At 36.0% G+C, this 22,308-nt stretch carries 23 protein-coding genes, 1 pseudogene, 1 CRISPR repeat array and 1 riboswitch; of the genes and pseudogenes, 13 read left to right on the top strand and 11 right to left on the bottom strand.

The genetic code is table 11. From position 1 onward, the window contains the following. Positions 1-175: 175 nt before the first annotated feature. Both ppa and IAE19_RS06535 read right to left on the bottom strand, forming a co-directional pair. Positions 176-715, bottom strand: a complete 540-nt coding sequence (gene ppa, locus IAE19_RS06540) for an inorganic diphosphatase (RefSeq protein ID WP_200460125.1) — start codon at positions 713-715, stop codon at positions 176-178. 1 nt (position 716) lies between these two features. Then, complete coding sequence (locus tag IAE19_RS06535; RefSeq protein WP_200460124.1) at positions 717-1,037, bottom strand: DUF190 domain-containing protein; 321 nt, start codon at positions 1,035-1,037, stop codon at positions 717-719. A 188-nt stretch (positions 1,038-1,225) separates the two neighbouring features. Beyond that, positions 1,226-1,292, bottom strand: a riboswitch (Fluoride riboswitch). Positions 1,293-1,466: 174 nt separating this feature from the next. Between IAE19_RS06535 and IAE19_RS06530 the strand changes: the two genes are divergently transcribed. From IAE19_RS06530 to IAE19_RS06510, 5 genes are all read left to right on the top strand, one after another. Beyond that, positions 1,467-1,772 (top strand): hypothetical protein, encoded by a 306-nt coding sequence (locus tag IAE19_RS06530; protein ID WP_200460123.1) that lies wholly within the window; start codon positions 1,467-1,469, stop codon positions 1,770-1,772. A gap of 246 nt (positions 1,773-2,018) precedes the next feature. Then, a complete protein-coding gene (locus IAE19_RS06525; protein ID WP_200460122.1) occupies positions 2,019-3,392 on the top strand; it encodes an ABC1 kinase family protein in 1,374 nt (457 codons plus the stop codon). Between the two features lie 244 nt (positions 3,393-3,636). Beyond that, on the top strand, positions 3,637-4,920 hold the full coding sequence (locus tag IAE19_RS06520) for an acyl-CoA dehydrogenase family protein (RefSeq protein ID WP_200460285.1): 1,284 nt from the start codon (positions 3,637-3,639) through the stop codon (positions 4,918-4,920). Between the two features lie 15 nt (positions 4,921-4,935). Continuing rightward, positions 4,936-6,141: an acyl-CoA dehydrogenase family protein gene (locus tag IAE19_RS06515; protein ID WP_200460121.1), complete on the top strand. Its 1,206-nt coding sequence runs from the start codon at positions 4,936-4,938 to the stop codon at positions 6,139-6,141. 94 nt (positions 6,142-6,235) lie between these two features. Next, positions 6,236-6,721 (top strand): GNAT family N-acetyltransferase, encoded by a 486-nt coding sequence (locus tag IAE19_RS06510; protein WP_200460284.1) that lies wholly within the window; start codon positions 6,236-6,238, stop codon positions 6,719-6,721. A gap of 81 nt (positions 6,722-6,802) precedes the next feature. On the opposite strand, the gene IAE19_RS06505 is transcribed toward IAE19_RS06510, so the two are convergent. Further along, positions 6,803-8,026: an alkane 1-monooxygenase gene (locus IAE19_RS06505; protein ID WP_200460120.1), complete on the bottom strand. Its 1,224-nt coding sequence runs from the start codon at positions 8,024-8,026 to the stop codon at positions 6,803-6,805. Positions 8,027-8,212: 186 nt separating this feature from the next. On the opposite strand from IAE19_RS06505, the gene IAE19_RS06500 reads away from it, so the two are divergent. After that, positions 8,213-9,148, top strand: a complete 936-nt coding sequence (locus IAE19_RS06500) for an AraC family transcriptional regulator (protein ID WP_200460119.1) — start codon at positions 8,213-8,215, stop codon at positions 9,146-9,148. A gap of 2 nt (positions 9,149-9,150) precedes the next feature. Here IAE19_RS06500 and IAE19_RS06495 read toward each other — a convergent pair whose 3' ends face one another. Together IAE19_RS06495 and IAE19_RS16575 are read right to left on the bottom strand one after the other, a co-directional pair. Next, positions 9,151-9,459 carry a hypothetical protein gene (locus tag IAE19_RS06495; RefSeq protein ID WP_200460118.1) on the bottom strand — a complete coding sequence of 103 codons (309 nt, stop codon included), beginning with the start codon at positions 9,457-9,459 and terminating at the stop codon, positions 9,151-9,153. Between the two features lie 561 nt (positions 9,460-10,020). Next, positions 10,021-10,356, bottom strand: a complete 336-nt coding sequence (locus tag IAE19_RS16575; protein WP_227612201.1) for a hypothetical protein — start codon at positions 10,354-10,356, stop codon at positions 10,021-10,023. A 583-nt stretch (positions 10,357-10,939) separates the two neighbouring features. Here IAE19_RS16575 and IAE19_RS06490 point away from each other — a divergent pair. The 3 genes from IAE19_RS06490 to IAE19_RS06480 all read left to right on the top strand — a co-directional run bounded on the left by IAE19_RS06490 (position 10,940) and on the right by IAE19_RS06480 (position 14,027). Further along, positions 10,940-11,158 (top strand): hypothetical protein, encoded by a 219-nt coding sequence (locus tag IAE19_RS06490; protein WP_200460117.1) that lies wholly within the window; start codon positions 10,940-10,942, stop codon positions 11,156-11,158. A gap of 165 nt (positions 11,159-11,323) precedes the next feature. Next, positions 11,324-12,193, top strand: a complete 870-nt coding sequence (locus tag IAE19_RS06485; RefSeq protein ID WP_200460116.1) for a VOC family protein — start codon at positions 11,324-11,326, stop codon at positions 12,191-12,193. A gap of 1,033 nt (positions 12,194-13,226) precedes the next feature. After that, positions 13,227-14,027 (top strand): undecaprenyl-diphosphate phosphatase, encoded by an 801-nt coding sequence (locus IAE19_RS06480; RefSeq protein ID WP_200460115.1) that lies wholly within the window; start codon positions 13,227-13,229, stop codon positions 14,025-14,027. A gap of 49 nt (positions 14,028-14,076) precedes the next feature. Here the strand turns inward: IAE19_RS06480 and IAE19_RS06475 are convergent, their stop codons facing one another. From IAE19_RS06475 to IAE19_RS06465, 3 genes are all read right to left on the bottom strand, one after another. Then, positions 14,077-14,325, bottom strand: coding sequence for a DUF333 domain-containing protein (locus tag IAE19_RS06475; RefSeq protein WP_200460114.1), 249 nt, complete (start codon positions 14,323-14,325; stop codon positions 14,077-14,079). 70 nt (positions 14,326-14,395) lie between these two features. Further along, on the bottom strand, positions 14,396-14,638 hold the full coding sequence (locus IAE19_RS06470; protein WP_413784486.1) for a hypothetical protein: 243 nt from the start codon (positions 14,636-14,638) through the stop codon (positions 14,396-14,398). Between the two features lie 203 nt (positions 14,639-14,841). Further along, positions 14,842-15,384: a DUF962 domain-containing protein gene (locus IAE19_RS06465; protein WP_200460113.1), complete on the bottom strand. Its 543-nt coding sequence runs from the start codon at positions 15,382-15,384 to the stop codon at positions 14,842-14,844. 94 nt (positions 15,385-15,478) lie between these two features. Between IAE19_RS06465 and IAE19_RS06460 the strand changes: the two genes are divergently transcribed. Further along, positions 15,479-16,192: a Crp/Fnr family transcriptional regulator gene (locus tag IAE19_RS06460; RefSeq protein WP_200460112.1), complete on the top strand. Its 714-nt coding sequence runs from the start codon at positions 15,479-15,481 to the stop codon at positions 16,190-16,192. 3 nt (positions 16,193-16,195) lie between these two features. Here the strand turns inward: IAE19_RS06460 and IAE19_RS06455 are convergent, their stop codons facing one another. Next, positions 16,196-16,432 carry a hypothetical protein gene (locus IAE19_RS06455; RefSeq protein ID WP_200460111.1) on the bottom strand — a complete coding sequence of 79 codons (237 nt, stop codon included), beginning with the start codon at positions 16,430-16,432 and terminating at the stop codon, positions 16,196-16,198. Between the two features lie 525 nt (positions 16,433-16,957). On the opposite strand from IAE19_RS06455, the gene IAE19_RS06450 reads away from it, so the two are divergent. Together IAE19_RS06450 and IAE19_RS06445 are read left to right on the top strand one after the other, a co-directional pair. Next, entirely contained in the window at positions 16,958-18,013 is a 1,056-nt protein-coding gene (locus tag IAE19_RS06450; protein WP_200460110.1) for a linear amide C-N hydrolase, read from the top strand. A gap of 38 nt (positions 18,014-18,051) precedes the next feature. Further along, positions 18,052-18,537 (top strand): hypothetical protein, encoded by a 486-nt coding sequence (locus IAE19_RS06445; protein ID WP_200460109.1) that lies wholly within the window; start codon positions 18,052-18,054, stop codon positions 18,535-18,537. 68 nt (positions 18,538-18,605) lie between these two features. Here the strand turns inward: IAE19_RS06445 and aroC are convergent, their stop codons facing one another. Together aroC and prmB are read right to left on the bottom strand one after the other, a co-directional pair. Further along, entirely contained in the window at positions 18,606-19,697 is a 1,092-nt protein-coding gene (aroC, locus tag IAE19_RS06440; RefSeq protein ID WP_200460108.1) for a chorismate synthase, read from the bottom strand. A gap of 12 nt (positions 19,698-19,709) precedes the next feature. After that, positions 19,710-20,720, bottom strand: coding sequence for a 50S ribosomal protein L3 N(5)-glutamine methyltransferase (gene prmB, locus IAE19_RS06435; RefSeq protein ID WP_200460107.1), 1,011 nt, complete (start codon positions 20,718-20,720; stop codon positions 19,710-19,712). A gap of 252 nt (positions 20,721-20,972) precedes the next feature. Continuing rightward, a CRISPR array of direct repeats spans positions 20,973-21,300; the repeat unit is 28 nt; unit sequence GATTCCTATCGCATAGATAGTTTAGAAA. Between the two features lie 410 nt (positions 21,301-21,710). On the opposite strand from prmB, the pseudogene IAE19_RS06430 reads away from it, so the two are divergent. Continuing rightward, positions 21,711-22,285 (top strand): annotated as a pseudogene (locus IAE19_RS06430) (flavin reductase family protein). Positions 22,286-22,308 lie beyond the last annotated feature (23 nt).

Here is a 22,308-nt window from a genome sequence, read left to right as displayed (position 1 = left end):
AGTTCCAGCTCAGAATTTAGCTGATCATTCACTTATTTATGCTCATCACTATTTAAGTATTGTCTATTATAAAAAGAATAGCGCGTCATTTAATATTTTATTTTATCTAATTGAATTTTAAAAAAATGAACAAGGGCTGCCCAAGCAGCTCCTGTTTTATCAAATATAGGATGTCTTAAATATCTTTGTGGGGCTCATAAGCCGCGACGGATTTTCTGATTTCTTCCTGTGCCTCAGCCAAGTCACCCCAGCCTCTAAATTTAACCCATTTCTCAGGTTCAATGTCTTTGTAATGTTCAAAGAAATGCTGAATACGCGCTAGACTCGAAGATGGTAAATCGTCCAGACTCTGAACCCCTTCATATAAAGAACTAAGTTTACTATGCGGCACAGCAATAATTTTCGCATCAATGCCGTGTTCATCTTCCATATACATAATGCCCACTGGACGACTGCGAATAACACTACCACTTACTACTGGATAAGGCGCAAAAACCAGTACATCCAATGGATCACCATCATCACTTAATGTTTGCGGAATATAACCATAATTCTCAGGATAGCTCATGGCGGTAAACAAAAACCGATCTACAAATAATGCATCAAACTCTTTATTGACTTCATATTTAATCGGCAAGCTATCTTTAGCAATTTCAATGATGGTATAAAAATCATCAGGAGGATTAATCCCTGCCCTTACATTTTTAAAGCTCATTTTATTCTCCCGACCCAATTACGCCAAACTCCACATCAAGCTTCACATAAAATAATTCAAGCTCAATTTCTTTTAGATAAGCAAATAATTGCTCAGACTCTTGTGCCGTTAATATAAACTGAATCAAAACTGGCTGATCCACCATTTCAAAAAACCCTGCTGAATGAAACTTACCACGATGATCCAGCCCTTCACGACCATTAACCACCGTAGCACCACGTAAATTCATTTTTTTTGCGACATCCAATAGCCAGCGATGAATCGGGATGCCCTCCTGAGTCACGCTTAATTGGGAATAGAAAGTAATTTGATATCCTTGCATTTTTTCTCGCTCTTTTTTTAAAGTTAAAAGTCTGCTCTTTTTTGAATAAGCGTCATAAATGCAAAGGATGAAATATTTTAAAGCGCCGTATAGGAACACTTTTTTTAGCAATAAAGATAAATATTATTTTCATTATTTACTCCAATTTTGAAAATCAGAGTAAGCACCTACGCCCTCTGATCTATCAGAAGTTCGTAGGCATCATTAGTCATTATGACGGTTTGTATAAGGGGGAATGCCATCCCCTTTTATGGTAATTAATATAGCAAAAAAAAGAAAATGTGGAGAACTTTTCACTATTCAATAACAATTTTTATCGCTTTAAATTTGTACTTTCATGAAATTGCTTTAAACTAAATTTCTAATGAAAGTCGCTTTTATACGTGATTTCTCCCCCTTCCTTTTTACTTTGTCATATAGTTTGAGTCAATGAGTTATAAACACAATAATCTTTTAGCAATGCGTGAAAACTACTGGAATGATATTGATTCCAGTCATGTCATCGCGGAGAAACAATTTTTTTGTAACACTCTGAATGAGTATGGGATTTTTGAAAATGCCACATTAGAAGATGCTAAATATTTTTTCTTCACGCTGCCCAGCATTATTATTGTTAAAGGTTATGCGCTAGGTTTTATGCATAAAACCGTTCAGACTATGATTGATCAGCATATTTTGAGTCATGTTGAACAACTTAAGACGCGACAACTATTTAAAATTCAATTTCGCCAATAACAACCTTAAATTTATTGAGGACTTTTACGACAATTTTTTGGCTGAATTTAACCCTAAATCAGATCATCGTCTGCATTAATTTTGAGAATATATTGTTCTCTTCGCTATATAAATGAACATTTTTTGTACTTTTCTGATGTTTCGGATAAACATTCTTTCTCTCTAACTGTTTTAATACGGTTATAGCATGTAATATTCGCTACTATGATAATCATTGACTGTGCATGACTTTAGCAAGGATTTTATATGTCTGATCAGAACGATAAGCTCAAGAACCTAAAAACATCTTCTATGGATCGACGCTTATCTATCGCTAAAGCCTCATTGCTGGCGGGTACTCGCTGGGCAACGGCAAACGCATCTTCTCTTTTCTCAAGTGAAGAAGAAAAAGAGAAAAAACGTAAAAAAGCGATGGCTGAACAGGCAAATTATCTGGTTTCAGAAATCGGTAAGCTAAAAGGTTCTATCGTCAAAATTGGGCAAATGATGGCTCTTTATGGCGAACATTTTTTACCTGACGAAATTACTCAAGCGTTAAATACACTAAATAATCAAACTGTTGCCCTCGCGTGGCCTGCGATAAAAGAACATTTGCAAGAGCAACTAGGTGATAAAATTCATGACCTTACTATTGACCATGAACCCATTGGTACAGCTTCACTTGCTCAAGTACACCGCGCGACTCGTAAATCAGATGGCTTAGAACTGGTCTTAAAAATTCAATACCCGGGTGTTGCTGAAGCGATTGATTCAGATATGAGCTTATTTAAAAATATGCTCAAGCTTACTCGTATGGTGCCTCAAACCCGTGAATTTGATCAATGGTTTGAAGAAGTTCGTGAAATGATGCATCGTGAAGTTAGTTACGATATTGAGGCAGCCACCACACGCCGTTTTGCTGAACGCCTTAAAAGTGATCCGCGTTACGTAGTTCCACATATTATCGATACTTATTGTACCGACAAAATTTTATGCATGACCTTTGAACGTGGTGTGCCCATTAACAGCCCCGTTATGCTCTCACTTCCTCAAGAGCGCCGTAATCTGCTCGGTGAAGCTTCACTTGAAATCGCTGTTCGTGAAATTTTTGAATGGGGTGAAATGCAGACCGATCCAAACTTTGGTAATTATCTGGTACGTCTAGGTGATGGCAATGAGATCAAAGATAAAATTGTCTTACTTGACTTTGGTGCAATCCGACAATTTGATGATCATCTACTGAATGTCGCCCGCAATTTAATCAAAGCTGGCTATCAACATGATGCTGATGCCATGGTGAAAGCCATGACTGGATATGAGTTTTTTGATTCGATTCCACAAAGCATTAAACCAGATATGGCCAAAGTATTTTTACTGGCGACAGAAGCGTTTAGCTGCCCTGAAAATAATCCAGAAATGCCTGAAGGTCTTATGGATGAACATGAACGTTATAACTGGAAAAAAAGCCAACTGCATAGTCGCGTGATGCAGCAAGCCAGTAAATCAATGGCTTCTCGTTTTTTTTCAGTTCCGCCCAAAGAGTTTATGTTTATTAGTCGCAAATTTATCGGTGCCTATACGTTTATGACTGTGATTGATGCACGAACCAATGTTCGGCATATGATCCGTGAATATGCTTAAAACCGCCCGCAATGTTCACTGACTAGGCTATGAATTTGTCAGCCTAGTCAATTTATCACTTTACTGCCCTTTGCTTGTTTATAATTTTTATATAAAATTCATTCTATTAGCCTTATTATGTCCTTTTAATTCTCCATTTATCTGCCTGAAATATCACTGTCAACACTGACATGGTTTTTTGATTTGAGGCATGTCAGCATAAAAACAATAACTAAACTGCGAAGGATGCAGCACAATGACCAATATGGTGAATAAAGCCCAGGGTTTTGGACTTTCATTACTTACAAAAATGGCTTCCAGCGATCTACTCGATCAATTAAAGCTACGCAAATTTGTCGAAAAATCACTGTATCAAGGTTCAAAAACTGGATTTAAGGCGCTTACGCATACCCAAAAAGCATTTAAACCTCAAAATATTGATCGTCAACGCTTACCTAGCCAACAGAAAAATCTATTCGATCTTAGCCTGACTGAAGAACAGCAAATGACGGTCGAGGCAATGTCTCAATTTGCACAAGAGGTTTTGGCTCCACTTGCACATCAAGCTGATCATGATCATAAATTTCCAGAAGAGTTATGGCAATACATTGAAGATTTGGGACTAAACTACTATGCGCTGCCAGAAGCATTAGGGGGTGTTGCTGCAGAACAAAATATTGTCAGTAATATCCTGATTGCTGAATATCTCGCAAAAGGTGATTTTAGCCTAACCGCAGGCTTGCTGAGTACATTTAGCGTTATTAATGCGCTTACACGCTGGGGATCCACGGAGGTACAATCAAAGTATCTGACTGCTTTTGCTGAAGATAGTAATATCAAAGCCACCTTTGCCGTACAGGAAAATACTCCCGCCTTTAATCCATTTAAACTCAAAACCAAAGCCACTCATGAAAATGATCAGTTTTATATTACAGGTGAAAAGACCCTTGTAATTTTAGGTGAAACGGCAGATTTACTTCTTGTGAGCGCAGATTTAAATGGTCAAGCTGATCTTTTCGTGGTTGAACGTGAAGACAGCATTCAATTAAAAAATGCTTCAGCAATGGGACTCAAAGCAACAGAAACCGTCACTTTAATTTTTAATAAAACCCCTGCTATACGCTTAGGCGATCACGAGTTTGACTACAGTACATTTATAGATCTGGGAAATCTGATGTGGTGTGCGATGGCTGTAGGTACGTGTGAAGCTGTTAAAGCATATTGCATTACATATGCCAACGAACGTACTGCTTTTGGGGAACCTATTTCTCATCGTCAAAGTGTAGCGTTCATGATTGCGGACATGGCGATTGAAATTGATGCTATGCGAATGTTGATTCTAAATGCAGCTAGTTTGGCTGAAACAGGCAAGCCATTCCATCGTGAAGTCTATCTGGCTCGTTTACTTTGTGCGGAAAAGTCCATGAAAATCGGGACAGATGGGGTACAAATCTTAGGTGGGCATGGTTTTACCAAAGAACATCCCGTCGAGCGCTGGTATCGCGATTTGCGCGCAACAGCGATATTACATTCTGGCCTGCATGCTTAACTGGAGAAAAATAAAATGAATTTACAAAATCCAAAAAAATTTAAGATGTTGGTAGATCAGGCACACGAAGTTGCAAGAAATGTTCTACGTCCGATTTCCCGTAAATACGATAAAGCGGAGCATGCTTATCCCAAAGAACTGGATATGCTTGCTTCACTGATCGATGGCATGAATGAAGGGGGTGAAGGCATCAATGCTGGCGCAACAGGTGCAGGAAAACGAGGTGAGCAGCAAAATGAAGGTGTAAAAAACGGCACCAATATGTCTACAGCACTTGGGATTATTGAAATGTGTTATGGCGATACAGGCTTATTGTTAAGTATGCCACGTCAGGGGTTAGGAAACTCAGCAATCGCAGCCGTTGCCAATGATGAACAGCTTGATCGTTTTAAAAACACATGGGCTGCTATGGCAATCACAGAACCGGGTTGTGGTTCTGATTCAGCTGCAATTCGAACTACCGCGACCAAAGAGGGTGACGACTACATCCTCAATGGTGAAAAAATCTTTGTAACTTCAGGTGAACGTGCTGACTCAGTGGTTGTTTGGGCTACACTGGATCGCAAATTAGGTCGTGCAGCAATCAAATCCTTTGTAGTCCCCAAAGGTACGCCCGGCATGAAAGTTGAACGTTTAGAACATAAGTTAGGGATTAAAGCCTCTGATACAGCTGCGATCAGTTTTGTTGACTGTCGTGTTCCTGCGGCTAATCTTCTGGGCAATGCTGAAGTCGACGTAGCCAAAGGCTTTGCAGGCGTGATGGAAACCTTTGACAATACCCGTCCATTAGTTGCAGCGATGGCCGTTGGTTGTGCGAAGGCTTCGTTGGAACGCATTAAGGAAATCTTTAAAGATGAACTCGAAGCGGACTATGCAACCCCGTATCTACAAACCTCAAACCTTGCAGCTCAAATTTATCGTATGGAAGCTGAATGGGAGGCTGCGCGCTTGCTTACCTTAAAAGCAACATGGATGGCAGATAATAAAAAGCCGAACTCTAAGGAAGCATCTATTGCCAAAGCAAAAGCAGGACGCATTGGTAACGAAATTACCCTAAAATGTGTCGAATTAGCAGCAAGCGTAGGTTACAGCGAAGATGAATTATTGGAAAAATGGGCACGTGATTCAAAAATTCTAGATATTTTTGAAGGAACACAACAAATCCAACAGCTCATCATCGCTCGCCGTGAATTAGGTAAATCATCAAGTGAATTGAAATGATATTGAACTAGGATTTATTGGGAATTAATCAACTTGAGTGGGATCTGAATTTGGGCTAGATTCGATCCCACTTTTATTTTATTTCAATGTATCCATGTATTCTATACGCCAGATTCAAGCTCAGGATAATTCTGACATTGCCCGCATTATACGTGAAGTTTCCAAAGAATATGGGCTGGCAACAGATGCCGGCTTTGCCGTTTCGGACCCCATTTTAGATCAACTTTCTAAAGTTTATAACCAACCCAATAGCCAATATTGGGTCATTGTAGACCAAAATCAAAATGTACTGGGCGGTGGCGGCATTTCACCCCTATTGGGTGATGCGACATTACTCGAAATCCAAAAAATGTATTTCTTACCTGTTTTGCGTGGAAAAGGCTTTGCGAAGAGGCTTTTACAGCAATGCTTTGATTTTGCCAAAGCCCAAAATTTTACTGCCTGTTATCTTGAAACGACAGCGACACTCAAAGAAGCTATCGGATTATATGAACAATTAGGTTTTCAACACTTAACTCAGCCTCGCGGTCAAACAGGTCATAGTCACGCCTGTGAAATCTGGATGCTTAAAACGCTTTAACTACGAATCTAAGCCTATAAAAAAAGCCCTAACTAAGTTAGGGCTGTTCAAAGGAAATTAAAATTAAGAAAATTAACGGTTTTAGTTTGTTTCAGTTTGCAATGATTTATCCACCAAACCGAACTTGGCAAACAGTTTTGCGCGACGTTTTGGATAAATGTTGGCTTTATTTAAATCGCCTTTATAGTGATTCAGAACACGTTTATCCATCATCTTAAACCAAAGTGGTGGAATCATGGCAGGAAGCAACATACTGGCATAACCACTTGGTAACTCTGGCGCTTCGTCAAAATGACGCAATGCCTGAAATGGGCGGGTTGGATAGGCATGATGATCTGAATGACGTTGTAGTTGATACAAGAATAAATTAGTCACAATATTATTATTGTTCCAGCTATGCTCTGGCATGGTTCGTTCGTAACTGCCATCCGCTTTTTTCTGGCGTAACAACCCATAATGTTCAATATAATTAATAATTTCAAATAAACTAATGCCATAAAAAGCTTGAGTGGCTAAATAAGGAATGACCCCCTTTCCAAATAATTTGACCATAGACGCATGAAACGTTGCACTCATTGCCCAGCCTTGTAATAGTTCATTGTCTTTCGACCAAAACTCTTTACCCTTACGCTTTAAGCGTGCAGTTTCTATTTCAATCGCAGATTTAAAAGATCCGATCACAGTACGAGGCCAAAACTCATAAAAAGTCTCGCCCATTTGTGAAGACGCTGGATCTTCAGGGGTCGCAGCGCGTTTATGGTGTCCATAAGGGTGTTCAACGCGAAAATGATTATATCCTGTTGGCACAAGCGCCAAGTGAGATAAAATATGATCTATTCGATCAGATTTATGGCTTAATTCATGCGCGGTATTAATTGCAATACCGTTAATCGCACCCATGGAGATGCCCAATAAAATCTTATCGATAAAAGATGTCTGTTTACGGCTGGCAATATAACAGGCATAAACGTTTGCAGCATATTGTAAAGGAATAAAACTTTTTACTAATTTGGAATAATATGGATCATTTTCAAGCAGTTTAATATCATCAGTAGTTGGGTTATTGGCATCTTTCCCAATCATGGTATCAATAGAAGGAATGATCACATGTAATACAATTGGACCACCCAAAGCAAAGATTTTTTTGAGGGGACGTGGAGAAAACTGATAACCCGCTAAAATACCAATGCCAATAACGGGTAAAGCTGGGCCCAACATCCATAAATAGCGTTTACGATCCAATTGTAGCTTTGACTTTGCAGCCATGGCGACTAATTCTTCTTGAACTTTTACTGGAGCATTCATATTTTGCATCCTTTCTTTCTTGATATCTGTATCTTGTTGAATTTATACTTTGAATGACAGTTGCATGCGTCCAAAAAACCTATGTAAAAGTCTTTGGCATTTTCGACCATTTTTTTGTCCTAAAATCACATTTTTAGTCTAAACCTTTTGCCTATCAATACTGGAAATAAGAAATTTAAAACGAATATGGATGCATTAAGCAAAATTTTTGACGATATTCATTTAAATAAATCTGAATATATTTATATTAAAGCGCAGGGAGAATGGTCATTTTCCATGCGAGAACAAAATGCTGTTATTGCTCATATTATATTAATGGGATCTGCTCATTTTAAGATTGATGCAAATACAAGTTTAACAGCCCAAGCGGGAGATATTGTCCTGATTCCATCAGGAAACGCACACCATGGTTCTCATAGTAATAAAAATAAATTAATTGATAGTTTAGATATAAGCAATTTTTTTAAAGGTCACCGTAATGATGCTATTGAAATTGGAACTCAATCTCCTGAATCTGCATTAGTATTTACCGTACGTTGTCATATTGATACATTAATGGCGCGTCCTTTACTTAATGCCCTTCCTTCTTATATTCATATCCATCATGCGATGAGTTCAACTGGCCCTGAATGGTTAAGAGTTGGTCTATATTTTGTGGCACTTGAAACTCAGCGCATTCAACCTGGACGTGATAAAATTTTTGACCATTTGATGACTATTTTATTAATCGAATGTGTGAGGGATTATATTACCCAGCTCGATGACCAAAGCTCTTGGCTGAATGCTCTAAGCCATCCCGAACTTTCCAATGCATTAGCCGCAATACATGGTAGTCCAGAACAACCCTGGACCGTTGAAACCTTAGCGGAACAATGTTGTATGTCTCGTTCAAAATTTGCCAACCTGTTCCAAAGTATTATTCAGGAAACACCTTTAGCTTACCTACAACAGCATCGTTTACGTCTTGCCAGTCAATTATTAAGAGAAAGCAACCTTACCATTCAAAAGATTGCAAATAATATCGGCTATTCTTCGGAAACAGCATTCAGTCAGGCTTTTAAACGCCAATTTGATCTTTCTCCCAAACAATATCGACAAAACTATTTGGCGACTATTGAATAAAACTATTCTGGAGCTAGACAGCGATCAAAATATGACTTAGCAAACGCTTGAGTTGCTTGTTCTTTAGCAGTATCTGTATTTAACTGTTTTTCCGAATATGCATCTTCAACAATGTCCATATAAAAAGCTTTGGTGTCTTCGGATGTGAACTCTTCTGAAATGCGTTGCTGTGTGGAATATGGAATGCCCTCTTGGCGTTGTTGCATAACTGCCGCAGCAACTTCGGCAATCTGCTGACACTCCTGATCTGGAGTTAACGCAAAAGCAAAACTTGGTACGCTTAAACAACCAATTAATAAGGCTCTTAACATCTCAATCCTTTATCAAAAGTCTTTACTCTTACTCAAACGTTTTAGAGTAAAAGTTGACTTTTAGTCATCAAAAAATAGTTGCGAAATAATATATTTTAATTGTTTTTAAAACATCTCTTTTTTATCATTTATTAGCGCTGTCTGTCTCTACTGTGAGAGGCTGCGTATTTCATTCCACTTTGCTTGAAGATTTATAAAATATTTGGAGCAATGCCCCGAATTTCGCACATTGCATCAAATTTATGGTCTGCTTTGTATACAAAAACGTATTCCTTTATTTCTTTGAAAGTGACCCCACCATCTTATAAATGGCTTATCTAATGTCTAAATGATGTTTTTCATATAGACCTCATTAATTGAAATAAAAAGTAATTTAATCAAATTCTTTGCAAAAAATAATAGTCTAGTAACTAAATTCAGAGTTAAGCAGTTTAGAATTATAAAGTGTATTATTTTTATTAGTGATATCTAAATATAAACATCCTAAATTATTTTAAATAAGCCTATTAGTGCCAAAAATGAAAAATCCAGCCTATAAAATGGAACTAAAAAATTAGCGTATCACTCCATTTTTATAGGCTGACTGATTTTTATCTGCATTTTTTTCAACTTCGGCATCATTGTTGTTGTTAAAAAATAGACTAATAGTGTGACTAGAAACATTAATACAACCTCCATAGTCTGGCTGATGCACAACATCGCACCAAAAAATAAACTAAGCAAACTCAAACATAATTTTAGTTCCTTAAAATATAAGGTGATAAAAGTACCAAATATGATCGCTGATACCACAAGATTTAGCATTTTCATAAATCCAAGATAATTTAAAAAAATAATAAGCAGGCATAAAAAAACAATAGATAATAAAAATATAAAAATATTTTTTATAATAAACATTTATGACACCTACTCGCTTATTGATTAAATAATTATCTCTCCTCCTTCCCCAAAGAGGAGAGATATTGACACATCAATTGATTATTTGAGATTCTTTTCTATTATTTAGATGATTTATATTAATAAAGATATCTTTATTATTTTTTCCAGATCTCTTATTTAACATTCAGCGTTCTATTTAATAGTTAAGATGCCTTTTTGATGTGCTGAATCGAGTATAGTTTTATAAGATTTCAAGGAAATAAGCTTTTGGCTTACAAGATTGTGAGAAATAACTTACATTTGTATATTAAACAATCAATTTTTACAAAACATTCATTATATAAAATAAATATATATCAAAGAGTTAAAATCGTTTTGCAATAAATTGTAGATTTCTTTGATTAACAAAACACAACATGCCATTTACAGTAAATTTCATCTATTAAAAAAATTTGGTGTCTGTTTTTTATTTTCTATCTACCTAAAAAAAGATTTTCTCTTTGTGTTTTAAAATTTGATCAATCATCAAGTGTCTATGTTGACTTAAACAGTGCGCTCAAGTAGAACTGGTTTTATCATTTTTTCGGCCTTTAGGTTCACAATGGCAAAACGTAAATATAGTAAAGAGCTCTTTAATGTAAGACGCATTAACCGCCAATGGTGGGTCATTCGAGTGACTCCAGAATCGGGCTGCTTAGAAAAAGTTGAAGTGACTAAAACCCGTAGTCAGGCAAATCAATACGCCGATGACTATACCGAAAAATATTATGTGGATTTATATTTAAAGCAACAACTTGAACAACAGAAAAAATCAAACTAGTTTTTAATTTTGGTATTGGATTCATTCCCATACCAAAATAATACCGCCTGATTAAGCTAATTCTGCTTTAAATAAATTTATGTATATTTTTATAATATTAATACGATTTTAAAAGATTAATTGCTAAAATAAAAAGCAACACAAGAAAATAAAAAAAGTAGACGTATGAATAATTCAATCTATCCTTGTATATGGCTCAAGTCCAATCGTCTAGAAGCAGCAGAATTTTATTGTTCCCTATTTAATGGCCAAATTAGTCAAAGCAATGAATATGTATCGGAACTTTATATTTTTAAACAGAGGCTTATGTTGTTAAGTGGAGGCCCAAATATAGAGTTCAAAATCAATCCCTCTATCTCATTCATGTTATTGTGCGATTCTATTGATCAGGTTCAATACTATTGGGATCAAATTATCACGGATGGTTGTGCTTTAATGCCGCTTGATCGTTATCCTTGGAGTCCGTTTTATGGATGGGTGCAGGATAAATTTGGCGTATCATGGCAACTTTATTTAGATCCGCGTGAGGATTTTACATCTCAACGACTTATACCGACCCTGATGTTTACTGAAAATAATGCTGGAAAAGCGTTAAATGCAATGCAATTCTACACGCATATCTTTCCAAACTCTGAAATCACCAGCCTCCTATATTATAAAGAAAGCGAAAAGGGTTCAGAAAACTCAGATTACATTCAACATGCGCAATTTACGATTGATGACTTTATTTTATACGCGATGGATTCATCTTATTCGCATCATTTTGATTTTAATCAAGGGATATCCTTAGTCGTTGAAACTTCCAGTCAAATGGAAACGGATCATTTATGGACATCTTTACTACAGCACGGTGGCATACCCATGCAATGTAGCTGGCTTAAAGATCAGTTTGGCATACATTGGCAAATCGTCCCTAAACGTTTAATTGAATTGATTAATCATGCAAATCCGAACATTGCGCAATTGGCAATGAATGCGATGTTTCATATGCAGAAAATTAATATTCAAGAAATTGAGGACGCCATAACGCCCTAAGCTGGTATTTCTAAAGTTATTACTTTATAGATCGCAAATTTAATTATGCCACAACCTATATTTTAAAAAATAAAATTCACATATTTTTTGAGAAATAATGCCTTATTTCTTCAAAAAAAAGACGTATAAAACACTATATTTATTTAATTTATCTATAAAAAAAGCTCACAGGGCGATGTGAGCTAGGTAGCAGCCGATTTATTATTTTAGTTGAATAGTATGCTTATTTTTTTGAGTTTTATATTAGCCAAAAGTAAAAAAAAGATTCATCATGAAGATGAATCTTACAAGCCAAATATGGCTTAAATTCTGAAATACAAATGATAGCTGGATGTAATCAAGCGATCATTTGCATCCTAAATACTAGCAAAATGATAGTTTGAATAAAAATACATAATACCTATCATTTATTAATATTATTTAAACATATCTCCTAGGCACTTTAGAAAATCAATATATAACCACCCCATCAAGATATTTTTAAATTGATATAATTCAAAACACTAAATTGATTCTTAAATTCAAAGATAAAAAAATATTAGAATGTTATATTATTTCAATTAGTCTTATTATGTCTAAATACTACATAGTCACAAATAAATTAGCTACTTATAATAAAAAAGAACCCATTGCTTAACGCAATGGGTCTATCAAGGATCACGCTGTACACACTACTGAAGTAGTTTTGTTATTTCTGGCAAGCCCATGAAACTTTCCAGTGGCATAACTATACAAGAACATAAAATTAATTGCAAATGATTCTCATTAATTAAAACAGCAAAACTTTTTATTCTTTATAAAAAAATCACTCATACGCTACTTAGTTTTTCACAAATATTAACAAGGGAAACCGAACTCTACTCTTCGATCCTTACCCGATTACGTATACAATTTTGTGCTTTAAGAAATGCTTTTTTCTTAAATAAATAGTTAAAGCAAGGCCATTATGACTTGAAAATATTTAGTTTTTTATTTTCTGATTTGCCTATCTTTTTTATTAATATCATTAAATTTGATTCATGAGTAATCATCCATGGAACACCTTGAAGCCTTTAAGGCTCTTTTTTTAGGTCTGATTGAAGGGCTAACAGAATTTTTACCAATTTCAAGCACGGGTCATCTCATTCTTTTTGGCCATCTCATTGATTTCCATTCTGATAGTGGTCGAGTGTTCGAGGTTGTGATTCAATTAGGGGCAATTTTGGCAGTTTGCTGGTTATATCGGCAAAAAATTATAGACTTAATTAAAGGTTTTTTTAGTGGCGATGCACAGGCACGTCATTTCTGTTTTAGTGTTCTTATTGCTTTTTTTCCTGCAGTAATTATTGGCGTTATGGCAGTTGACTTTATTAAATCTGTCTTATTTAGCCCTTTGGTTGTAGCCATTGCATTGATTGTGGGGGGCCTAATTATTTTTTGGGCAGAATCAATTAAGTTCGATCATAAAACTACAGAAGCAACTCAGATCACTTATAAACAGGCTTTCTTAGTGGGTCTAGCTCAATGTGTCGCGATGATCCCAGGGACTTCTCGTTCTGGCGCTACTATCGTTGGTGGAATGTTTGCAGGACTTTCGCGTAAAGCTGCAACGGAATTTTCATTTTTTCTTGCGATGCCCACTATGCTTGGTGCAGCAGTGTTTGACTTAGTTCGTAATGCCAGCGTGCTCACGGCTGATAATATGACAAATATTGCGCTTGGTTTTGTAACTGCATTTATAGCGGCATTATTTGTTGTTAAAGCATTGGTTCGTTTTGTTGAGAAACATACTTTACGCGTTTTTGCGTGGTATCGGATCGTTTTAGGAATAATTATTATGTTTGTAATGCTATAGAAACATCAGAAAAAGCCCAGAGATACGCCATTATTTCTGGGCTTCTTTATTATTTAACAGGATGATCCTGTCTAAATAGTTGCCATTCCTCAATGATACGCCCATCTGGCAAGATGCAATTGGCATACTCGCCACCATTCGCATCTTTTTTCATTTCCAGCCGACCGCCTTGATCAACACAGTATTGGCTGGCTGGGTTTGCCATTCCAATTTTGTGTGGTTTAGATGAATGAGTCGTTGCACAAGCGGGTAAAATAAGTGTGCTACCACACAGAATCAGCAATATTTTTTTAGTCATTGTGTCATTCCACACTTCATTTAACCATTTCGATTATCCAAGATTTTAAGTTTTAAACTGTTAATTTTAGTTAGTTCATTGCAATCATTTTTACTAATATATGCTGTGATTCATCATTTTCATCAAAAGTCTGTTTGCGAATCAGTTCCTTATATTTGACCCTAAAATCTCGTCCATTAAACGTTACAACAGAAGGTATGTTGTCAAAATATGTACTACCCGTTTCCAGATTCTCCTCATGTAAAGGAGTTCCAAGTTGATAATCATCACCTTTGAGTACGACATATTTTACTGTTGTTCTCATTTTATCCATGCTACTTAAACCTTTTAAATCTATTCTTTACTGCTTTTAAAAGCTTGACCAGATATATAAACAATTAATAAACAAAACAATTCTAAAAAAATTGATCATTCTAAATGTATAACGTTATTAAGCACTATTCCCTCAATGCCGACTCAAGTCAACCCTATAAAAAAAAGCCCCGTAGGGCTTTGGCTTCAGACACAAGCAAAAAACTAAATATGTTTTGCTGACAAAGAAGAATGTTTATCCATTTCTTTTCTCAAAACATGGGCTTGCTCAAGAACCTTATCTTTAAGTGACTTGCGAAAACCCAATAAAAAAACAAATTCAGCCAGAACAAACAACGGTCCAATTGCTAAACCTACGATATCATCGACAAATGCAGGCTTTTTCTTTTCAAAAAAATGACCAATAAACTGAAAAATCCAGCCAATAATAAAGCTGCCAATGGAAATACTAAGCCAAAGCCAAATATCCAATTGAGCAATCTCTAGAGCTAAATATGTACATGCTCCAAGAATAAAAAGCATCATTAAACCAAATATATAATCAAGACGTAGATAATAAACCACCATGATCCATAATAGTGTAATTACCAAATGCAGATGAAACTGACCCACGCTAAACTCTACCCGTGCTGCCAGACAAAATAGAGCAAAAACAATCAAAGGAATTCCTATAAAATGTGTCATCACATTTTTCTGGTCTAAATGATAAGCGGCATATTGACTTAATAACTGCTCTAATTTACTCATTTTTATGCATCCTTGCCTAAAGTTACTGTTACTATAACCAACTTAAAAAAAGCAAGTTGTCGGCTAACCGACATTTAAAGCCAAAGGGAATAAAATGTTGGATACCAAATTTCACGCACATCTACAACGCAATCTCTGGTTTTCGCAATTGCCTATTTTGTTTCAGGATTTTATTTTCCAAAATGCCAAACTTTTAAATTTAGAAAAAAACCAGGCTGCTTTTTACGCGGGCGATGCTTTTGATGGCATCTATGCATTATTAGAAGGCTCTATCGAAATTTGTTCAACGGATGAACATGGTAATCACTTTTTAATCGCGATTTTTGAGCCTATTAATTGGTTTGGGGAAATCTCGTTAGTTGATCAATCTCCTCGCTCACATCAGGCTGTTGCAGTAAAATCCAGTAAAGTCTTGTATTTATCTCAAAAAAATTTAGATCTGTTACTTAAATCGCATCCTGAAGGCTGGTACTTTTTGGCTCAATTAATTAGCCAAAAACTCAGATTTGCATTTTTAGAATTAAATGCCATTCATAGTCGAAGTTTATTACAACATTTGGCCCAGCGTTTAAACTTTATATTACAAGGCTACGGTAATATTGAAAATATTGAAAATTTTATGATTCAAATCTCACAAGAAAAATTAGCACAAATGCTGGCATGTTCCCGACAAACAATTAATCAGTTATTACAAGAACTTGAAAAGAAAAAAATTGTAGAAGTTAATTTTGGTAAAATCATTATTAAGGATTATGAACAATTAAAATACATTGCTAATTCAATACCATTTGATTCTAAAAATGATTAGTATCTATTCAATTTTGAGTTGATAATCATCTTGCGTTATTTTGATTTTTAATTTTCGGTATTTGCGTTTGTTTGGATCTAAGGCGGATTCTAGTATTTCACTTTTGAACTGAGTATCATTCATAAGTTCAGCATAAATTTTATATCCAATTAAGATTTTACTCGGCTTTTCTTTAATGTTTTTAAAATCATCTATTATATTATTTAAATAATCTAGATTGGTTTCATTTGCTTTTCTCATACGTATTTCGCCCCTTTGATCCTAAAGTCAAATTAACATTTAATTTTTACAAAAAGATGAATCCGACTTTTCTAATATTCATTTTAAAAATAAAAAAAACCTGCAACTTGGGGAAGAAGCAGGCTGTAAAACGCACAACTAAAAAACTTTTAACCTATTGATTTAAATAAAATATTATATATTTTCTTAAATTATCTGAATTACACGAACCTATTTACTACTGCAAAAAATTCATTATTAACAAATAGTTATATTAAGATAATCATTACTTCCACCTTATTATATTAAAAATATACAGACTAGTCTACATAAAATTATAATAATGTTGAATTTATGAAATAAATATGTCAATTTTGCATATCAATGAACTAAATTCGTAATTATGTAGCGTTTAATCGTCAATTTTCTTCAAAGCATTTATGCGAAAATTTGTTAAAAAACGAACAATTCAAATTAAATCACGCTAAATTAATCAAGTAGATGATCAATAACAACACTAAGAACATTCCACATTAGGATATGAAAATGATTAAGAAAGCTCTGTTGAGTAGTTTAATAGCCAGTAGTTTATGTTTTATATCATTTACCGCTCAAGCCTGTACAAGAGTGGTATTTCAAGGTGACAACCAAACTGTTATTACTGCTCGCTCTATGGATTGGAAACAAGATGTCGGTACAAATCTATGGATTCTGCCTAGCGGTGTAAAACGAAGTGGAAATGCGGGTAAAAACTCTATTCACTGGACATCTAAATACGGAAGTGTGGTTGCAACAGGTTATGATATTTCAACAACGGATGGAGTTAATGAAGCGGGTTTGAATGCCAATCTGCTTTGGTTGGTTGAATCTGAGTATCCAGATGCAACAAAATCCAGCAAACCCAAACTTACAATTGCCGCTTGGGCGCAGTATGTTCTGGATAACTTCGCAACCGTAGATGAAGCCGTACAAGCCTTACAAAAAGAACCCTTTATTGTGGTTTCAGATGCTGTGCCTGGTGAAAAACGCTTAACTACATTACATTTATCGATTTCTGATAAAACAGGTGATAGTGCCATTGTGGAATATATTAACGGCAGACAAGTCATTCATCATAGTCGGAACTATCAGGTTATGACAAATTCCCCTATTTTTGATGAACAGTTGGCACTTAATCAATATTGGAAACAAATTGGTGGAACTACTTTCCTCCCTGGAACCAATCGAGCATCTGATCGTTTTGCCAGAGCTTCTTTTTATATTAATGCCATTCCCAAAAATGATGAACCGAAAGAAGCACTTGCCTCGGTTTTTAGTGTCATTCGTAATGTATCTGTACCTTATGGGCTAAATACTGAAGAAGAACCTAATATTTCCTCAACACGCTGGCGTACTGTGGTTGACCATAAGCGTAAACTTTACTTTTTTGAGTCCGCACTTTCACCCAACAGTTTCTGGGTCGATCTTAACAAAATTAATTTCAAAGATGGGGTGACACGCAAGTTAGATTTAGGTAAAAATCAAGAGAACATCTATGCAGGTGATGCAACAGCACAATTCAAAGCTTCACAACCCTTTCATTTTCTTGGTATAGATGAATAATAGGAAAATGAAGAATATATATTTAGGGGAAATCTAAAATGAAAAAAACACTTGGGTTCATGGCGGCTTTCATTTTTTTACACGGTTGTACAACTGTTCCAGAGAGTAAAACTAATACTGATCGTTTAGCAACAGCAGGACTATTGCTGTGTAAACCAAATGAACAGTGTCCTGTTATGGCTGCGTCATGGAGTTCGGAGAATAAAAATCAACTTCGTATTGATGTGCGGCTAAATAGCAGCTATCTCTATTACGATATTAAAAAAGTAACGTTTATTGTTGATGGTAAACATTTAAGTTATATACCCGCACAACCTACTGAATTACAGTACATTAGTCGTTTAGAACCAAAACGTTCGTCTAATCATGTTGTTGTTCCTACCAGCTTTTTAAATGACTTTAAAAATGCAAAACGCATTGACGTTCAAATCAATACAGATCACGGCGCAATCAAACGCCCAATGTATATTGATGGACAAGCTTCTTCTGCCTATCAAAACTTTGTCAACGTGTATTCTTCTTAACCAGATATTTCAAAGTTAATCATAAAAAAACTCACCCCAAACGGTGAGTTTTTTATGAAATACTGAGCTTATGGTTCAATCGGTACAAATGGAGCGATTACGTCCGCATTTTGTGCTCGATTGCGTAAGAAATGATCCATTAATACAATGGCAAGCATAGCTTCAGCAATTGGAGTTGCCCGCACGCCCACACAAGGATCATGACGACCTTTAGTCAACACATCTGTATTTTCACGATCTAGATTAATAGTTTTGCCAGGAGTGGTAATACTTGCTGTAGGTTTTAAAGCAATAGCAACACGAATAGTTTGTCCACTCGAAATCCCGCCTAAAATCCCGCCTGCATGATTTGCAAGAAAGCCATCTATTGAAAGTTCATCACGAGTTTCATGTCCAAACTGGCCAGCTACTGCAAACCCATCACCAATTTCTACACCTTTTACAGCGTTGATACTCATCATGGCATGTGCGATATCAGCATCAAGACGATCAAATACAGGTTCCCCCCAACCGACTGGAACTTTTTCGGCCAGAATTTCAAGTTTCGCACCACAACTCGTACCCTGTTCACGCAAAGAGGTCACTAACGCTTCAAAACGAGGAACCGCATCAGCATCACCGCAGAAAAAAGGATTATTGGTGACTTCAGCCCAATCCAGTTTTTGTGCAATTTCATTTCCTATTTGAGTTACATGACCACGAATCACGATCCCAAATTTTTCAAATAGATATTTTTTTGCAATTGCGCCAGCAGCAACACGCATTGCTGTTTCACGCGCACTTGAACGTCCACCACCGCGATAATCACGAAAACCATATTTTTGCGTATAAGTATAATCCGCATGGCCTGGACGGAAAGTTTGTGCAATATTGCCATAATCTTTTGATTTCTGATCTGTATTACGAATGAGCAGACCAATGGAAGTACCCGTAGTTTTACCTTCAAAAACCCCTGAAATAATTTCAACTTCATCCGGTTCTTTACGTTGCGTTGCAAATTTTGATGTGCCAGGTTTACGACGATCCAGATCTTTTTGCAAATCGTCTGCACAGAGTTCCAAGCCTGGTGGAATGCCATCTACGATCGCCATTAATCCAACACCATGTGACTCGCCACATGTCGTTACACGAAAGAGTTGACCAATACTATTCCCTGCCATATTTACAACCCCTTATGCTTCTAACGATTCTTGAAATAAACGCTGATAACGGCGGCATTGCTCTGCGGTTAAAGCAAAAATACCTGAACCACCTTTTTTGAAAGTCAACCAGTGAAAATCAACCGTATGAAAATTTTGACGCATTGCCCATTCAGAATTACCGACTTCAATCACAATTAAACCATCTTCAGTCAAATAATCAGCAGCTTGAGCCAACATTTTTCGCACCAGATCCAGACCATCTTGACCTGCTGCCAGCGCTAATTCAGGTTCATGTAAAAATTCTTCTGGTAAATCAGCCATATCTTCTGCATCAACATAAGGCGGATTGCTGACAATTAAATCATATTGATTTTCGGCAGGAATTTTTGAAAATAAGTCAGACTCTAATAAGGCAACCTGATATTGCTTTTCGTGATGTTCCGCATTAATAGCAGCGACTTCAAGCGCATCTTTGGAAATATCAGTTGCATCCACTTCCGACTCTGGAAATGCATAAGCCAAAGCTATAGCAATACAACCTGAACCCGTACACATATCTAAAATACGCTGCGGAGTTTTAGGATTTGTATTTTCAGGTAAATGATTTAAAGCTTCTTGCAGATTTCCATGTTCATCCAGACAGTAAGGAGCAAAGCGTTGTTCAATTAACTCCGCAATAGGTGAACGTGGAATCAATACACGCTCATCGACATAAAATGGTTTATTTGCAAAATAAGCCAGATTTAACAAATATGATGTTGGAATTCGTTCATTGACACGTCTTTCTAGCAAACTTAGAAACTCAGCTTTTTCACTAGGTAACAGTTTGGCCTCCAAAATTTCGGCATCTGCAGCCCATTCAAGCGAAAGAGTTTGTAAAACCAGTGCTGAACTTTCTGCAAAATAGTCTTCGGTTCCCTGACCTAAATGAGCATCATATTGACGTAATGCAGTGACACCAAAACGAATAAAATCACGAATCGTTGTTAAGTTCTCTGCTGCTTCCTGCAAATGTTCAGGGCTAATAGTCGGTCGCTCCACTCAGGGGTCTCCAAAAGATGTTGATGCAAAACGACTTATGATACCTTGTTTTGTTGTGGTTTTTAATGCCTAAACGTAATGGGTTCAATTTTAAATGAATTTGACTTTTAGTACGTTTTAACCGAATATTTTTATAACTCTTTAACAATTTAATAAAATCATAAACTTATGAATTACTTTCATTTCTTTGGTTGAAAAGATTTTTAGTCATGAAGTCGTTGTTATTGTTTAGTTTATGACTATATTTTTATGGATTCCTATCGCATAGATAGTTTAGAAAATTGCCTCCAGACTGCGACTGGAGAAAAACGCGATTCCTATCGCATAGATAGTTTAGAAAATTGGTTAGGTTATCAACCTGTATTTTTAGCGGATTCCTATCGCATAGATAGTTTAGAAATGCCTGATGTAAGTTGGCGCGGAGCATGGTGTGATTCCTATCGCATAGATAGTTTAGAAAATCCCCCAAACTTACGACGCTATTTTCCTCAAGATTCCTATCGCATAGATAGTTTAGAAAGTTTTGGTTATCTGACGGCTCTCAGTCTAATAGATTCCTATCGCATAGATAGTTTAGAAAGACGCGACCAGATTTGCTGCGATATATTTAGTGGTGTGTGGAAGATGAAAAAAGTCCTGACGGAAAAATTAAGATTCTAATTAAAAAATGAAATTACGAAATACCATGTGCGCCAGTATATTCGGATTAAATATGACCCCAAACATCTAAGAAATATTAAAATATTATAGTCATGTAAATAATGAAACTAGACACCATTACAAGCAACAGATATTCAAGTTTAAATGCTCAAAGCCCTCCAAATGTAATAGCATATCATTCTCCTATTGTATTTTTTAAAATTCGCTTTATAACATCTTCAATATATAAAATATTTTACTGATTCATCTTGTATGAATCTTTTAAATCCAGGTTATTTTGGATTGGTTTTCTGTCAAAATAGTAAGTAAATTCTTTAAAGTTTTAATTTTATGAATCCTTATATTCAAAGTGTCGAATTATCCAAGGCCTATCGCTTACTCAATCATGGACCAACTGTTTTGGTCTCAGCCCAAACTGGTGAAGATGTTGATGTATGGCAGCCGCATGGGCTTGTGCACTCGAATTTAGTCCTGCCAAAGTCACTGTTGTTTTAGATAAAAGCACCAACACCCGACAAATCATTGAGCAAAATGGTTACTTTGCTTTACAAGTACCCTGTTTTGCACAACTAGATATGACTTACCAATTAGGCAGTATCACTAAGTTCAATGAACCAAATAAATTGGCGATTTGTGGGACACAACTTTTTTATCAAAATGGCTTTGATGTACCTTTAGTAGACGGGTGCATTGCTTGGCTTATATGCAAAGTTATTCCTGAAACGCATAATCAGCAAACTCACGATTTGTTTATAGGCAATGTCGTGGGCGCTTGGGCAGATTCGAGGGTATTTCGCGATGGACACTGGTATTTTGCAGATGCAGATAAGCGTTTAAGGAGCTTACATTATATTGCAGGGGGTACGTTTTATACTATTGGCGATGAAGTAAAAGCCCATTTGTAAAATACTTCGTAATCTCTCAAGAG

The sequence above is a fragment of the Acinetobacter sp. S40 genome, from assembly GCF_016624705.1.
Lineage (GTDB): Bacteria > Pseudomonadota > Gammaproteobacteria > Pseudomonadales > Moraxellaceae > Acinetobacter.
The sequence above is the reverse complement of the archived record's forward strand: the minus strand, read 5'-3'. Positions and strand labels throughout refer to the sequence as shown.